We start from the raw sequence: 14,001 nt of genomic DNA on the forward strand, positions 1-14,001 counted from the left end.
GCTGGGACGTCCGTGTGTGGGGGTTTCAGTATTCCTTAACAATCGTATCACGAATCATTCGCATTTGATGCGCGGCGATACACAGGACCACGGTGGGCCCTGTGGTGTGTCAATCCAGCTGAAATCAGCGTCCTGCCATGCGTACTGGTGGAAACAGGGGTGTTAGCTACTATTAGTAACTTGTTCCGTGTTCGAGTGTCTTTCATGCACAGCCTTATCGTGGTTGCTCATCCCGAGCCCCGCTCGCTTACCCACGCGGTGGCCGCACGTATCGGCGATGCGATTGCCAGCGCCCACGCCCGCAACAGCGTGACCGTGGCTGATCTTGCCAGCGAGGGGTTTGACCCCCGTTTCAACGCCGATGACATGGCCCTGTTCCGGCAGCGTGGGGCAGTGCCCCCTGACGTCGCTGCCGAGCACGCACGACTGGATGCCGCCGATACGCTTGTGCTGGTCTATCCGTTGTACTGGTGGTCGTTCCCGGCCCTGCTGAAGGGCTGGATTGATCGTGTTTTCACCCAAGGCTGGGCGTATGCCGACGGTGCCGATGGCAAGGTGCAGAAGAAACTGCAGCGACTGCAGGTGCACCTGGTCGGCCTTGGTGGCGCTGGTGCGGAGATGATCGAACGCCGCGGCTATGGGGCGGCCATGAAGACCCAGATCGATATGGGCATCTTCGATTACTGCGGTGCCACCGTGCGTTCTTCCAACCTGCTGCTCGATGCTGACAGCGGCCAGGGCCAGGCACATCTGCAGACCGCTGCGGCCATCGGCCTTACCATAGGCACACCCACGCCGTGATGTAGAGCCGCTGCATGTCCACCGCCGCCACACCCACCCGCCGCCGGATGTCGCGCGAACAGCGTGGCCGCCAGTTGCTGGATGTGGCCTGGGCATTGGTGGGCCGCGAGGGCACCGATGCACTCAGCCTGGGCCATCTGGCCGAGGTGGCAGGCGTGACCAAGCCGGTGGCGTACGATCACTTCGTCACCCGCAATGGCCTGCTGGCTGCACTGTATGCCGACTACGACCGGCGCCAGACGGCGGTGTTCGAGTCGCGTATCGGCGCCGCGCCCGTGCGCCTGGAGGAGCGGGCTCAGGCCATTGCATCGGGCTACATCGATTGCGTGCTCTCGCAGGGCAGCGACATCCAGGCGATTCTTGCCGCGTTGGCTGGCTCGCCGGAACTACGTGACGTGCGACATCGCTATCAACAGGATTTCGTAGATCAGTGTGGGCACTGGTTGGGCCCGTTCGTTGCCGGTGGCAACGTGCCCTTGGCCGGGCGCTGGGCGATCCTGGGCGCCGCTGAGGCGCTGTCCGAAGCGGTGGCCGCCGCCGCGCTCCCACGAGTGGACGCCGAAGCGGAGCTGCAACGGTTGATCGTGGGTATCGTCACTGGCGTGTCGTAACGCCGCGCCTGCGCCCCGCTCTTTGTAGAGTCGAGCTTGCTCGACTGCTCTTGTTCACACGCAGTCGAGCAAGCTCGACTCTACCCAATCTGCAATATTGCACGGGTATAACGGGCGGTTGTTGGCGCCATCGCCGCCGCTCGTACTGCAGGTAACGCATGACCCGAGTTCTTTCGCGACGCTGGCTGTGCCCGTCGCTGCTGGCCACCGTGGCCACCCTGGCCGCGTGCCATCCGGTCGCGCGCAGTGAGGCGCCGCTGGCCGAAACCACCCGGCCGCACAACGTGATCGTGATGATCAACGACGGTGCGGGCTGGGGCACCTGGGATGCCGCGGCGTACTGGCAGTACGGCAGCCGCGAGGGCGCGCCCTACGCGCAGTTCCCGCAGCGCCTGGGTGTGACCACCTTCCCGTTGAATGCCAGCAGCCAGCCCACCGGTGAAGCCACGCAGACCATCGGCTACGACACATCGCGCGCGTGGGATGCCTCGGCCGTGCCCGCCACCGATCTGCCGTTCGAGGGCTATCAGTACCTGGCAGCCGTAGCCACCGACAGTGCAGCGGCCGGCACCGCACTGTCGTCCGGGGTGAAGACGTACAACAACGCAATCAACTTCAGCAACGACGGCGTGGCGGTGGACTTCAACACGCTGCGCGCCAAGCGCCTGGGCATGGCCACTGGCGTGGTCACCTCGGTGCCGTTCGCGCACGCCACGCCCGCAGCGTTCGCGGCGCAGAACGCGTCGCGCAACAGCTACCACGCCATCGCCCACCAGATGCTGGCGCAGGGCCACATGGACCTGGTGATGGGCACCGGCGGGCCCGGTTACAGCGTGGACGGAACGCCGTGCGTGGACGGCATGGACACGGTCGCCGCCGAAGGCTGCCAGAACCCCTGGGAATGGGTCTCGCAGCAGGACTGGCAGCAGCTGCAGGCGGGTACGCCGATTGCCGGCAATCCGGCGGGGGCCTGGCGGATGATCCGCAGCAAGGATGAATTCACCGCATTGGCCGAGGGCCGCCTGCCCAGTGATCGCCCGCTGATTGGCGTGCCGCAGGTGGCCAACACCCTGCAGCAGGCACGCCAGCTGGCGGTGGTCGGGCGCGATGCCGCAACGCCATCCGGAGTGAAGAAGATCGACAGCGTGCCCGATCTGGCTACGATGACCCGTGGCGCACTGCGCTTCCTGCAGCAGCGGTCGCCGCAGGGCCTGTTCCTGATGGTGGAAGGTGGCGCGACAGATTGGGCCGCGCATACCAGTGCCTGCGGCACCGAGTGGCATTACGGCGCCTGCACCGATCAGCCGCAGTTCGGCCGCCTGATCGAGGAAACCGTTGAGTTCAATGATGCGGTCGCTGCCGTGGTCGAGTGGATCGAGCGCAATGGCGGCTGGGAGCGAAATCTGTTGATCGTTACCACTGACCATGACAACAGCATGCCGATGGGCCCGGATGCGCAGCAGGTGGCATTCCAGCCGGTGCGCAACAACGGGCGCGGTCAGCTGCCGGGCATGAGCTTCCGCCCTACCGGCAACCACTCGAACGGCCTGGTGCCGCTGTGGGCCAAGGGCAACGGCGCAGAAGGCCTGGCCCGGCGCGTGCGCGGCGTGGATGCCGGCTACCGCCAGCATGTGGGCTGGAACGACGGCAGCTACATCGACAACACCGACGTGGCCCTGGCCGTACAGGAAGCGCTGAACCGCTGATCCGCGCTTTCGTAGAGTCGAGCTTGCTCGACTGCCCTTCGCTCTGTGTAGAGTCGAGCCATGCTCGACTGCTCTTCGCCCTCCGTAGAGTCGAGCTTGCTCGACTGCATCTGACAATCCAGTCGAGCAAGCTCGACTCTACGAATCCTGGCAGTCGAGCATGGCTCGACTCTACAAAACGCTACGCTACCGGATCATGGCCAGATAGCCGGTCACCGTCAGCAGCGACATCACGGTGGTTCCCAGCACCGTCGCCGCCGTGGTGGACGCCTCACGGCGATGGAATTCGGCCAGCATGAACGGCCCGGTGCCGGTGGGCAGCGCGGCCAGCAAGACTGCTGCATGCACCAACGCTGTGGGCAGCGCAAACACCTGCGTGGCCAGCAACCACACCAGCAGGGGTTGCAGCAGCAGCTTTGCAGCCCCCAGCCCCAGTGCGCTGCGTGCGGCGCCCGCAGCCACGTTGCGGCGCTCGCCCAGGAACAGACCCAGGGCGATCAGCGCGCACGGCGCGGCGGCGCTGCCCAGCAGCTTCAGGAACGCGTCGACGGGGGGCGGCAGGGTCAGACCGGTTGCCATCGGCACAAGGCCCAGCGCCGGTGCCAGCAGCAGCGGATTGCGTGCCAGCGATCGACTGACCTTCCACAGCAGGTGGTGCAGGCGCTGTTCGCGTTGCAGGCCCGCTTCGATCAGGACGATGGCCGCCGCGAACAACACGCAGACCGTCAGCAGGGTGGCGATCAGGGTCGGCGCCAGGGCGGCCGGGCCCAGCACCGCCGCTGCCAGCGGAAAGCCGATGAACCCGGTGTTGGCGTAGGCGGCATTCAGACCGTCGATGCTGGCATCGGCCACGGCGTGTCCGGCGCGCCAGCGCAACAGCACCGTGGCCGTGAACACCAGTGCCGTGCCGATACCGAAGCTGAGGACGAAGCCGGGTTGCCAGAGGGTGCGCCATTGCGCATGGGCCACCACGTCGAACAGCAGCGCGGGCAGCGCAAGGTAGACCACGAACCGGTTCAGTTCGCTGGTGGAATGCGGGCCCAGCGCACCACTGCGGCGCGCCAGTCCGCCGGCCAGCACCAGGGCAAAGATGGGAAGGACGATGGCCAGCACAGACCACATGGCGGCGGGGATCCACGGAAGGGCTTACAAGGCTAGAGAGCGCCAGCAATACCTTCCAATGCTTTCTTCGGCGTTTAGCGATACCCTTTGTGCATGATTGATATCCGTCCGTTGCGCTATTTCCTCGCGGTGGCCGACACCCTGCACTTCGGCCGGGCGGCCGAGCGCCTGCATGTCACCCAGCCACCGCTCAGCCGCCAGATCGCGGCGCTGGAACGGACGCTGGGCGTCGCGCTGTTCGAGCGGGATTCGCGCCATGTCCGGCTCACCCCGGCCGGGCAGCGGTTCCGCGACGATGCACGCGCCGTGCTGTTATCGCTGCAGCAGGCTTGCCAGACCGCCCGGCAGATCGATGCGGGGGAACAGGGGGAGCTGCAGGTCGGCTTCATGATGCATGCGGCACACAGCTCGGTACCGCCCCTGGCACGGCGCTTCATGGCGGCCTGCCCACAGGTGCAACTGCGCCTCCGCGAGGCGCTGCCGTTGGCGTTGCTGGAAGGCGTGCGCAGTGGCGAGCTGGATGCCGGCATTGGTTTCGCGCCGGCGTCCCTGCGCGGTCTGGAACTGCAGCCGCTGCTGCAGGAGCCGCTGTGCGTGGTGCTGCCGCTGGGCCATGCGCTGGCGCGGCGGCGCCAGTTGGCCGTGGCGGCGTTGGCCGACGAGGGCCTGATCACGGCGCCCGCCGAGGTCGTGCCGACCCTGCGCGAAGCGATCGATGCGTGCTTCCGCGCTGCCGGCCTGGAACCCCGGATCCGCCTGGAAGTGCAACTCCAGCAGAGCATCGTCAGCCTGGTGGCAGAAGGGCTGGGCGTTGCACTGGTGCCTGCGTCGCTGCGACGGCTGGGCGTACCGGGCGTGGCCTTTGTCGGGCTGAAGGATGCGCCGCAGGTGCAGCAGGTGCTGTTCTGGCGCAGCGGCAACCGCAACCCGGCCCTGCAGCGCCTGCGAGACTGCATCACCCGCGAACTTCGCTCTTTGTAGAGTCGAGCTTGCTCGACTGCTCTTCGCCCTTTGTAGAGTCGAGCCATGCTCGACTGATCTTCGCTCTTTGTAGAGTCGAGCCATGCTCGACTGGACCGCCAGAAGCAGTCGAGCATGGCTCGACTCCACAGAACACGGCAGTCGAGCAAGCTCGACGCCTCGGCGCCGGGGCCCTATCGCAGCAGCGTGACCTGCTGCCCGGCACGTTCAAACGCTTCGGCCAGCAGCGCGGTCCTGCGCAGTGCATCCACTTCCGCGAACAGCGCCTGCAGCGCCGCAACCGGGCGCGCGGCCGGTGCGGCCACGGCCTGGGCGATGGCGGTGAAACGGTCGTCCAGCACGCGGTGGCCGGGATGTTGCGCCGCCCATGCCTGCAGGGGTTGGCGCACGCCGGCGGCCGCGTCCAGGCGCTGCTGGTTGAACAAGGCGATGGCCGCTGCCGACGTATCAGCACGCTCGATGCACGCGTGCCGCAGGGCACGACTGAGGAACAGGTCATAGGCCGCACCACGCCCCACCGCGATGCGCAGGCCATGGCGATCAAGATCGGTCACGTGCTGCGCCGGGCTGTCATCACGCACCAGATAGGTGCCTTCAATTTCCACATACGGTGCGCTGAAGGCAATGCGATCTGCGCGCGCGGGATCGACGGCCAGGAAGGCCAGGTCCCACGCATCATCGGCGGCGGCCGCCACGACCGATGCGGCGGCATCGTGGCAGGTGAAACGCGGCTCGACCCCCAGCCGCTGCGCCAGCGCCGTGGCCAGCTCCACCGAAGGGCCGCGCGGCGCGGAAGCGTCGCCCTGCGCCAGCACCGGGTTGCCCAGGTTGATGGCGACCCGTAGATGGCCACGGGGTGCCAATGCTTCACGGTAGTCGATCAGGGGCATGCGCAGTTCCGCAGGGAATCGGAGTGCCAGCATGACAGCACCGCCGTGCGTCCGGTGTGCTCAACCGCGCGCAGCAAAGGTCCCGTGGAAGCCCAACGGCACTGCGTACGGCAGCCAGGCCTGCGCCAGTGGTCCATCGTCGACATGGCGTGCATCCAGCACGGCGAGGCCACTGCGCTGCTGCACCGGGTCCAGCAGGGTGCCGACCAGCCAGCCATCATCGGCACTGCGGCTTCCCGGGCGCGGTACGAAAACGTGCTCTTCGGCCAGGATATCGGTGCCGTAGCGCCAGACCTGGCGCCGACCACGGTCCACGTCGAACGCGGCCACCGCGTTGAAGTACGGGGCGGTGGCTTCACCGGCGATGGTGGGTGCATACAGTCGCGCACCGCGGGTGCTGGGCGTACGCGCATCAAACAGCGGGAACTCCACCGTGCTGATGCCGGTGTCCTGCCAGCGCGCCTGCGTGCGGCGCAGGTCCAGGTGCAGCTCGACCAGGGTGGTATGGCCATTCACCGCGTGCGCGCCATCGCCGGCCATGGCTTCCTTCATGGGCGACCGTGCCTCGTTGATGTCGTCGCGGCGCACGGCGCGCACCACGATGCCGCCGTCGCGGGCGTAGGCATCACCGAAGTGGTAGATGGCGGCGAACGGGGCCTCGAACCACTGCGCCTTGTCCGGGCTGTTCTTGTCCACCACGGCAATGCGCGCGGCACGTTGCGGGGCGAAGGCCATGCGCTCGAAGAAGCTGCCGCCGCTCTGCTTGAAGTCGAACGGGGCCAGCACGAACACCAGGTGCTGGTCGGTCATGGTGAAGGCGTGCAGGTAGCCGTATTCGGGCGTCTGGATCACGTTGGCGCTGCGCAGCTGGCCGTCCTTGCCCAGGTGCCACACCAGTAATGCCGAACCGCCTACCAGACTGATCGAGCCGAAGTTCCACAGGCTGCCGTCGCGATCGGGCAGGGGATGGGCTGAAAAAGGCATGGCGGCCAGATCGGGGCGCCAGGTGACCGGCCCGATGGTGTCCAGGGTGTCCGGGTGTACTTCGAAGGCCGAACCGGCCTCGCACAGCGCGAACAGCCGCCCGTTCAGTGTCACCACCGAGGTATTGGCGGTGTTGGCGTCATCGTTGTTGCGTACTGGCTTGGTGTCGGGAACGCTGGTGCCTGCGGCCGGGTACAGGAAGCGACCGGCCTTCTGTTCACGGCTGAACTTGGGCGTGGCTACCATTCGTGCGTGATGGGTCAGGCTGCCATCGCCATTGAAGCGCCAACCGTGCACCATGCCGTCGCCGTCGAACCAGTGGTCGTAGCGCAGGCCATTGCGCTCGGTCCATGCCGGACCATTGCGGTACAGCGTGCCAGCCAGACCTGCCGGCAGGCGGCCCTGCAGGGGTACCGTGGCTGGCCCCAGCGTTTCGCTGCTCACACCGCGCCAGCCCAGCAGCCAGGGGTGGTCGTGCAGCCCCTGCGCGAACTGCGCCGGGTCGTTGGCGAAGGCTGGTGCGCTGCGCAGGGCGGTGGCACCCACGGCCAGGCCGGCGGCGCTGCTGAGCAGGGTGCGGAGGAAGCGACGACGGTCCATGGCGGCTCTCGGGCAGGGGTCAGCGCAGGGTGATGTCGATTACGGTGCCGGTGGCCGGCACCTCGAAGCGGGCCTCATCGAAGGTCGGCTTGCGCATCACGTTGGGGTTGTTGCTGAAGCCATAGCCTTCCACCGGCATGCCGACCAGGTTGGTGTCCAGCTTGCCGTTGTCGTTCTCGTCGTGGGTCAGCATTACGGCGTAGGTTCCTGCCGGCAGATCCTTGAAGGTGAACTGCAGGTGGTCGCCACTCGGCCTAGCCTGCGCCGCTTTCAGCGGGGCCGCCTTGCCGTCCCAGCCCTCTGCACTGTTCACCAGGGCTGCCCGCACGGTGCCGGTCTGGGCACGGATGCCCTGCACGTTCAAGGTCAGGTCGGCGGCCGATGCACTGGCGGCCAGGGTCAGGCAGGCGAGGGTGGTGCTGAGCAGGGCGGTGCGGATCATGACGGTGGGCTCCAGGGGCGGTAGGTCTGCAGTCTCACCGCGGGGCCGTGCCTGGGTTCAGGGCCAGTGGTCATCGATTCGACGTGCCAGAAGTCACTTTCTGCGCCTACCCCATTGCCGGCACACCCTGCCGACCGGCAGCATGCGGCCATGCCTGCATTCTTCCGCCACCTGCTGCGTCCCCTCAGCCTGGCGGGTCTGCTGACCATCGTGGTGGTCGGTCTGACCCTGGACATCCACGGTGCCGGTGCCGGCGTGCGCTGGTGCGTGCTGGGCCTGTTCCTGCTGTTGTTCGCGCTGCATTCGCAGCTGCCCACCCGGCATGGCGTGCGCCTGCTGGCGGCGGTGCTGCAGACCGGGCTGGCCGTGGCCATGGTGACGCTGGAGCCGCGTACCGGCACCGCGCCCATTCTGCTTGTGGCGTTGGTGGCGCAACTGGGCGAGCACTGGCCGCCGCGCGTGGTGCTGGCCCTGGCCCTGCCGGCCAACCTGGCCATGTACCTGGTGTTGAAGCACGCCGGCTTCTCACAGCCGTTCATGGTGGTGCTGCTGTACAGCGGCTTCCAGGCCTTCGCCGCACTCACCGCCCACTATGCGCGCAGCAGTGCGCTGGCGCGCGACGCGCTGGCCCGGGTCAACGCTGACCTGTTGGCCACGCGCGCGCTGCTGGCCGACAGCGCACGTGATGCTGAACGCCTGCGCCTGGCCCGCGAGTTGCACGACGTGGCAGGGCATAAGCTGACGGCCATGCGCCTGAACCTGCGCGCGCTGGCCGCCGACGAACGGGTGGCGGGGCTGGAGGGGCTGCGCATGGCCGAGCAGTTGTCCGGCGAGCTGTTGGCGGACATCCGCCAAGTGGTGCAGTCCATGCGTGATGATCGCGGGCTGGACCTGGCCACGGCGTTGCACGCGCTGGCTGCGCCGTTCCCGCGTCCGCGCCTGCAGGTGCAGATCGCCGAAGGCCTGTGCGTGACCGACCCGCAGGTTGCTGAGGCGGTGCTGCGGCTGGTGCAGGAAGCACTGACCAACGCCGCGCGGCATGGCGATGCGGCAACCGTCTGGCTGCAGATGAGCGAAGAGGATTCCCAGTTGCAGATCGATATCCAGGATGATGGTCAGCGCGCCGAACGGATCCGCGAAGGCAACGGCATTGCGGGCATGCGCGAACGCCTGGCCGAAGTGGGTGGACGTCTGGACCTGGCACGTACCCGGAGTGGTGGCATGCACCTGATCGCACGGCTGCCCGCATGAACGCGGCCACGGTGCGGGTGGCCCTGGCCGACGATCAGGCGCTGGTACGTGCAGGTCTGCGGGCGCTGCTGCAGGGCTTGGGGGTGCAGGTGGTGCTGGAAGCGGACGACGGTCAGGCGCTGCTCGATGCCCTGGCCACGCAGCCGGTCGACGTGGTGCTGAGTGATATCCGCATGCCCGGCGTGGACGGGATTGAAGCGTTGCGGCAACTGCGCGCGCGCGGCGACAGCACGCCCTGTCTACTGCTGACCACCTTCGATGAAAGCGATCTGCTGCTGCGCGCCAGCGAAGCCGGTGCGCAGGGCTTCCTGTTGAAGGACGCCGCCCCGGCCGATCTGCGCGATGCCATTGAACGCGTCGCCGCAGGCGAGACCCTGCTGCTGCCGGTCAGCACCGAGCCGGTGCGGGCGCGTTACCGGTTCCATGACGAAGCACCGCCCCGCGATACGTTCGGCGAGCGCGAGGTCGCGATCCTGCGCCTGCTGGCCGGCGGCTACAGCAACAAGGAAATCGCGCGCAGCCTGTTCCTCGCCGAAGGCACGGTGAAGAACTACGTGTCCACGATCCTGGACAAGCTGGGTACCCGCGACCGTACCCGCGCGGTGCTGAAGGCGATTACCCTGCGCATCATATGAAGCGAACTGGCGCAGCGATGAACCCTGTCATGCATGTCGAGATTCCGGTGGTCGACCTGGCCCGGGCCATCGCGTTCTACCAGCGATGGCTGCAGGTAGTGATCGATGCCCCGGTGCCCGTGCATGACTGCATGATGGCCTACCTGCCATTCGACGATGACGCCGGCGGCGCCAGCCTGGCCCTGGTAGAGGGGGCCGACTATCGTCCATCAGAGCAGGGCACGCGCATCTACATCGGTGTCGATGACCTGGACACCAGCCTGGCCCGTGCGCTGCAGGCCGGCGCCACGTTGCGGTTCGGCCCCGCCCAGGCCGGTGAGTGGCACGTGGCCGAGATCGCTGACAGCGAAGGCAACCGCATTGCCGTGCAGGCCCGGGCAGCCTGACGTCCGGTTACGCGGCAGCGGACTGCCAACGCTGCAACCACCCTGAAATGGCGGGGTCCAGCCGCGCATCGTCGGGAAGCCGCACGCCAAAGCGGTCCTGCAGCACCTGCCGCACATCGGCCACATCGCGCAGCGCCCGCTTCTGCGGCGTCTGGCCGTGGCGATACTCGGTGTAGTTGCCGCTGCCGATGGTGCGGCGCCAGTCTGGGCCGGTCAGCGAAGCACGCAGCTCGCCCGGGAAACTGGAGTGCGGGTGCGTGCACACATACCAGTTGCCTACTTCGTTGTCGGCCGGCGCCGGTGAGGCCAGGTCGAAGCGATACAGCGAACGCCAGTCATTGCCACTGCTGGCGGCCAGCAGGAAATCGCCATTGTCCAGCCGCTGCAGCCGATAGCGCTCGTGCGGCGTGTCCTGCACGGCGGCCTCGCGCAGGCGCAGCGGTACGGTCGGGGTCAGGCTGCCAAAGCCGGTGTCCACCAGCCAGTCGCCGTCATCCAGGCGTACCCGGATCAACAAATGGGTACGCGGGGTCAGTTCACCGTCGCTGGCCGACAGCAGCACGCGCGCGCTCAGCGGGCGGGCGTCGAAACCCAGCGCCTGCAGCAGCGCCAGGAAGGCGCCGTTGAGCTCGAAGCAGTAACCGCCGCGCTGGGCGTGCAGCAGCTTGCGCTGCACGCTGTCCAGATCGATCGGCACGGCATCGCGCAGCAGGCAGGTCAGCGTCTCGAAGGGTACGTGGGCGTTGTGGCGCTGCTGCAGCTCGGCCAGGCCAGCAAGAGTGGCCGCCGGCGCGGCCGACAGCTGCAGGCGTTGCAGGTAGCGGGGGACATCGAGCGTGGTCATCACGGCACCGGGTGGGGCACAGAACCCTACTGTGCAACCGCAACCGGGGTTGAGGTCAAGCGGCCGAGCCGTGTCCGACCTGTCGACTCAGTACACGTCGCGGCGGTAGCGCCCGTTCTCCAGCAGCGTTTCCACGGCCTCGTCGCCCAGCGTGGCGCGCAGCACCTGGTCCACGCCTTCGGCCATGCCCTGCAGCGAACCGCAGACGTGGATCACCGCACCGCGTGCCAGCCATTCCAGCAGTTCGGGGGCAGCGGCCTGCAGACGGTGCTGCACGTAGCCGCCGCCGTCCGCATCACGCGAGAACGCCAGGTCCACGCGCGCCAGATGGCCTTCGGCCTGCCAGTGTCCAATCTCTTCGGCGAACAGCAGATCGTGCGCGCGTTGGCGCTCGCCGAACAGCAGCCAGTGTCCGTGCTCGCTGTCGGCAGCGGCTTCGCGCAGCAGGCTGCGCAGGCCGGCAATGCCGGTGCCGTTGCCGATCAGCACCATCGGTGATGCGGCCACGCGCTGGAAACCGGGGTTGTGGTGCACGCGCGCAGCGATGCTTTCACCCAGCACCGCATGCAGGGCCAGCCATCCCGATCCCAGGCCTGGGCGCCCGGTGCTGTCGTGGGTCAGGCGTACTACCAGTTCCACCACGCCGTCGGCGGCACAGGAGGCGATCGAGTACTCGCGGCTGGGCAACAGCGGCAACCCCGACAGCCACTGGCAGGCATCCTGCACCGGCACGTCCGGTGCGCCATCGGGCAGCAGCCGCTCGCTGGCCAGCTGCAGCAGGGTGCGGGTCTGCGGGTCCACCTGCATCGGCTGCAGCGGGTCCAGGCCGTGGGCCTGCAGCACAGCGCTCACCTGCGCGGCGGCGTTGCGGGGCGCGACATGCAGGATGTCGCCGCCTTTCCAATGCACGTTCGCAGGGGCCGCCAGCCGGATCTTCCAGATCTGCCCGCCCATGCTGCCCGGATTGAGCAGCGTGCGGTCCAGCAACGGCCAGGCGTGCATCACCGTGGCCGCGGGCAGCACGCTGTCATCGGTCTGGATGCCGGTCAGTGCGCTCAGTTGCAGCTGCCACTCACGCAGGGCGGGCACGGCGGCGGCGTCCACCTCGATGCGGGCGAACAGCGCGTGCGCGCCGTTGCGTGTCATCCAGTCGTCCACCTGCACGCCGAAGGCACAGTAGTGCGGGTACTGGCGGTCGCCCAGTGCCAACAGGCCGTAGCGTAGGGCGGAAAGATCGGCCGACTGCGCCAGCAGCTGCCGTGCGGCGCGGCGCGCGCTGTCCGGTGGCTCGCCATCGCCGAAGGTGCTGAGCACGAACAGCACCTGCGGCGTGTCCTGCAGCTGTTGCAGGTTGACCCGCGAAAGCGGCAGCACCTGCACCGGGTGGCCGGCCGCCTGCAGTTGCGCCGCTGCGCGCCAGGCCAGCTGCTCGGCCAGGCCACTCTGGCTGGCATGCACTACCCGCCACGGCCTGCCTTCCTGGCCGTCGCTGGCGCCGCCGCCCGGCAGCGACTGGCGCAATGCGCGGGCGGCGCGTTGGCTGCGTCGGCGGTCCAGGTACAGCATCCAGCCGGTGATGAAGAACAGGGTCATGCACAGGCTGGACAGCATGACGATCACGCGACCGGGCAGGCCGAAGAAGCTGCCCGAGTGCAGCGCGAACATGCTGGTCATCACCTTGCCGCCGGCATCCAGCTGCGCGTACGGGCGGTGTTCCAGCACGGCGCCGCTGCCCGGGTCGATCTGCAGGCTGTCCTGCGCGCGGTCATGGCCGCCGCCACGCAGCGCCGGATCACCGGCCATCACCCGCGCGGTGATCGGCTGGCCGGGTTTGCCGGGCAATCGCAGGTCGATGTAGCCGGTGCGCACGCCGGGCACGGCATACAGGCTTTCCTGCACGCGCGTCAGGTCCAGCGGGGCAGACTGCACGTGCGCGCGCGGGGCGCTGCGGCCATCGCCCAGCAGGCGGGTCACGCCGTCGCGGTACCAGTCGAACGACCACCACAGGCCGGTGAGCACGATGACCAGGTAGACCAGCAGCACCCAGGTACCGACCACCGAATGCAGGCTCCACAGGAAGCTGCGGCCGCTGCGCTTCCATTCCACCGCCAGCCAGGTGCGCGGGCGCCACCATTGCCGGGGCCAACGCAGGTAGAGGCCGGACAGTACGAAGAACAGCAGGATGATCGCGCAGCTGCCGGTCAGCAGCTTGCCGCGCTCGCCTGCCGCCAGGTGCCGGTGCAGGTCTTCCACGAAATCGAAGAAGCCCTGGCCGCGCAGGGTGCTGAAGCGCTCGCCGCTGTAAGGGTCGAAGTAGACCCAGTGTTCCTTGCCGCCTTCAAAGCGTGCCACCGAGGGCCGCTGGCCGGTGGCATCGACGCGCAGGCGCTGCAGGGGCCGGTCGCTGTCGGCCTGCAGCATCGGCACCAGCTCGTCCAGGCTCAGCGGCGGCTGACCGTCTTCATGGTGTTCGGCAATGCCGGCCAGCCCCGGGTTGGCGGCACGCAGCAGTTCGTCCTCGAACGACAGCGCAGCGCCGCTCAGGCCCATGATGGCCAGGATGGTGCCGGCGGTGATGCCGAGGAACCAGTGCAGCTGGAACAGGACGTTCTTGAACATCGGGAGAGGGGCCGTGGGTCTGCCGCGGCATCCCTGCGCAACAGTAAATGAGAATTAATCTCGGAATTCTCCCGGTCGCGACCGGCCCCGGTCAAGGAGGGTGTTCCGGCAGGGCTGCGCCCTGCACCC

The 14,001-nt window shown here is 67.9% G+C and carries 13 protein-coding genes; 7 read left to right on the top strand and 6 right to left on the bottom strand.

The annotated features are described in order from the left end of the window. The first annotated feature begins 204 nt into the window (after window positions 1-204). The 3 genes from AC06FA_RS00550 (at window position 205) to AC06FA_RS00560 (ending at window position 3,118) form a co-directional block, all read left to right on the top strand. Window positions 205-801: an NAD(P)H-dependent oxidoreductase gene (locus tag AC06FA_RS00550; RefSeq protein ID WP_478066655.1), complete on the top strand. Its 597-nt coding sequence runs from the start codon at window positions 205-207 to the stop codon at window positions 799-801. A 14-nt stretch (window positions 802-815) separates the two neighbouring features. Beyond that, the gene (locus tag AC06FA_RS00555) at window positions 816-1,412 is read left to right on the top strand and encodes a TetR/AcrR family transcriptional regulator (RefSeq protein WP_478066656.1); all 597 of its coding nucleotides are present in this window, start codon (window positions 816-818) and stop codon (window positions 1,410-1,412) included. Between the two features lie 158 nt (window positions 1,413-1,570). Further along, complete coding sequence (locus tag AC06FA_RS00560; RefSeq protein WP_478066657.1) at window positions 1,571-3,118, top strand: alkaline phosphatase; 1,548 nt, start codon at window positions 1,571-1,573, stop codon at window positions 3,116-3,118. A gap of 186 nt (window positions 3,119-3,304) precedes the next feature. On the opposite strand, the gene AC06FA_RS00565 is transcribed toward AC06FA_RS00560, so the two are convergent. Then, a complete protein-coding gene (locus AC06FA_RS00565; RefSeq protein WP_478066658.1) occupies window positions 3,305-4,240 on the bottom strand; it encodes an AEC family transporter in 936 nt (311 codons plus the stop codon). A 93-nt stretch (window positions 4,241-4,333) separates the two neighbouring features. Between AC06FA_RS00565 and AC06FA_RS00570 the strand changes: the two genes are divergently transcribed. Next, window positions 4,334-5,221: a LysR substrate-binding domain-containing protein gene (locus tag AC06FA_RS00570; protein ID WP_478066659.1), complete on the top strand. Its 888-nt coding sequence runs from the start codon at window positions 4,334-4,336 to the stop codon at window positions 5,219-5,221. 173 nt (window positions 5,222-5,394) lie between these two features. Here AC06FA_RS00570 and AC06FA_RS00575 read toward each other — a convergent pair whose 3' ends face one another. Genes AC06FA_RS00575 through AC06FA_RS00585 form a run of 3 tightly spaced genes read right to left on the bottom strand, consistent with a single transcriptional unit; the run spans window position 5,395 to window position 8,137 of the window. Then, window positions 5,395-6,111 (bottom strand): transporter substrate-binding domain-containing protein, encoded by a 717-nt coding sequence (locus AC06FA_RS00575; RefSeq protein WP_478066660.1) that lies wholly within the window; start codon window positions 6,109-6,111, stop codon window positions 5,395-5,397. 60 nt (window positions 6,112-6,171) lie between these two features. Next, on the bottom strand, window positions 6,172-7,695 hold the full coding sequence (locus tag AC06FA_RS00580) for a carotenoid oxygenase family protein (RefSeq protein ID WP_478066661.1): 1,524 nt from the start codon (window positions 7,693-7,695) through the stop codon (window positions 6,172-6,174). A gap of 19 nt (window positions 7,696-7,714) precedes the next feature. Next, window positions 7,715-8,137 carry a DUF2141 domain-containing protein gene (locus AC06FA_RS00585; protein WP_478066662.1) on the bottom strand — a complete coding sequence of 141 codons (423 nt, stop codon included), beginning with the start codon at window positions 8,135-8,137 and terminating at the stop codon, window positions 7,715-7,717. A gap of 150 nt (window positions 8,138-8,287) precedes the next feature. Between AC06FA_RS00585 and AC06FA_RS00590 the strand changes: the two genes are divergently transcribed. The 3 genes from AC06FA_RS00590 to AC06FA_RS00600 are packed head-to-tail and all read left to right on the top strand — an operon-like array spanning window position 8,288 to window position 10,409. Beyond that, window positions 8,288-9,388: a sensor histidine kinase gene (locus AC06FA_RS00590; RefSeq protein WP_478066663.1), complete on the top strand. Its 1,101-nt coding sequence runs from the start codon at window positions 8,288-8,290 to the stop codon at window positions 9,386-9,388. Next, window positions 9,385-10,023: a response regulator transcription factor gene (locus AC06FA_RS00595; RefSeq protein WP_478066664.1), complete on the top strand. Its 639-nt coding sequence runs from the start codon at window positions 9,385-9,387 to the stop codon at window positions 10,021-10,023. The genes AC06FA_RS00590 and AC06FA_RS00595 overlap by 4 nt, the downstream gene beginning before the upstream one ends. Window positions 10,024-10,040: 17 nt before the next feature. Then, complete coding sequence (locus tag AC06FA_RS00600; protein WP_478066665.1) at window positions 10,041-10,409, top strand: VOC family protein; 369 nt, start codon at window positions 10,041-10,043, stop codon at window positions 10,407-10,409. Window positions 10,410-10,416: 7 nt separating this feature from the next. Here the strand turns inward: AC06FA_RS00600 and AC06FA_RS00605 are convergent, their stop codons facing one another. Both AC06FA_RS00605 and AC06FA_RS00610 read right to left on the bottom strand, forming a co-directional pair. Then, entirely contained in the window at window positions 10,417-11,253 is an 837-nt protein-coding gene (locus tag AC06FA_RS00605; protein ID WP_478066666.1) for an arylamine N-acetyltransferase family protein, read from the bottom strand. Between the two features lie 87 nt (window positions 11,254-11,340). Beyond that, complete coding sequence (locus tag AC06FA_RS00610) at window positions 11,341-13,872, bottom strand: PepSY domain-containing protein (RefSeq protein WP_478066667.1); 2,532 nt, start codon at window positions 13,870-13,872, stop codon at window positions 11,341-11,343. Between the last annotated feature and the right edge of the window lie 129 nt (window positions 13,873-14,001).

Source organism: Stenotrophomonas sp. Steno-C17 (assembly GCF_056393165.1).

What these genes read in the sequence shown, in the direction of transcription:
- AC06FA_RS00550 (WP_478066655.1), top strand. Translation starts at nt 205, where the DNA reads ATGCACAGCCTTATCGTGGTTGCTCATCCCGAGCCCCGCTCGCTTACC.
- AC06FA_RS00555 (WP_478066656.1), top strand. Translation starts at nt 816, where the DNA reads ATGTCCACCGCCGCCACACCCACCCGCCGCCGGATGTCGCGCGAACAG.
- AC06FA_RS00560 (WP_478066657.1), top strand. Translation starts at nt 1,571, where the DNA reads ATGACCCGAGTTCTTTCGCGACGCTGGCTGTGCCCGTCGCTGCTGGCC.
- AC06FA_RS00565 (WP_478066658.1), bottom strand. Translation starts at nt 4,240, where the DNA reads ATGTGGTCTGTGCTGGCCATCGTCCTTCCCATCTTTGCCCTGGTGCTG.
- AC06FA_RS00570 (WP_478066659.1), top strand. Translation starts at nt 4,334, where the DNA reads ATGATTGATATCCGTCCGTTGCGCTATTTCCTCGCGGTGGCCGACACC.
- AC06FA_RS00575 (WP_478066660.1), bottom strand. Translation starts at nt 6,111, where the DNA reads ATGCCCCTGATCGACTACCGTGAAGCATTGGCACCCCGTGGCCATCTA.
- AC06FA_RS00580 (WP_478066661.1), bottom strand. Translation starts at nt 7,695, where the DNA reads ATGGACCGTCGTCGCTTCCTCCGCACCCTGCTCAGCAGCGCCGCCGGC.
- AC06FA_RS00585 (WP_478066662.1), bottom strand. Translation starts at nt 8,137, where the DNA reads ATGATCCGCACCGCCCTGCTCAGCACCACCCTCGCCTGCCTGACCCTG.
- AC06FA_RS00590 (WP_478066663.1), top strand. Translation starts at nt 8,288, where the DNA reads ATGCCTGCATTCTTCCGCCACCTGCTGCGTCCCCTCAGCCTGGCGGGT.
- AC06FA_RS00595 (WP_478066664.1), top strand. Translation starts at nt 9,385, where the DNA reads ATGAACGCGGCCACGGTGCGGGTGGCCCTGGCCGACGATCAGGCGCTG.
- AC06FA_RS00600 (WP_478066665.1), top strand. Translation starts at nt 10,041, where the DNA reads ATGAACCCTGTCATGCATGTCGAGATTCCGGTGGTCGACCTGGCCCGG.
- AC06FA_RS00605 (WP_478066666.1), bottom strand. Translation starts at nt 11,253, where the DNA reads ATGACCACGCTCGATGTCCCCCGCTACCTGCAACGCCTGCAGCTGTCG.
- AC06FA_RS00610 (WP_478066667.1), bottom strand. Translation starts at nt 13,872, where the DNA reads ATGTTCAAGAACGTCCTGTTCCAGCTGCACTGGTTCCTCGGCATCACC.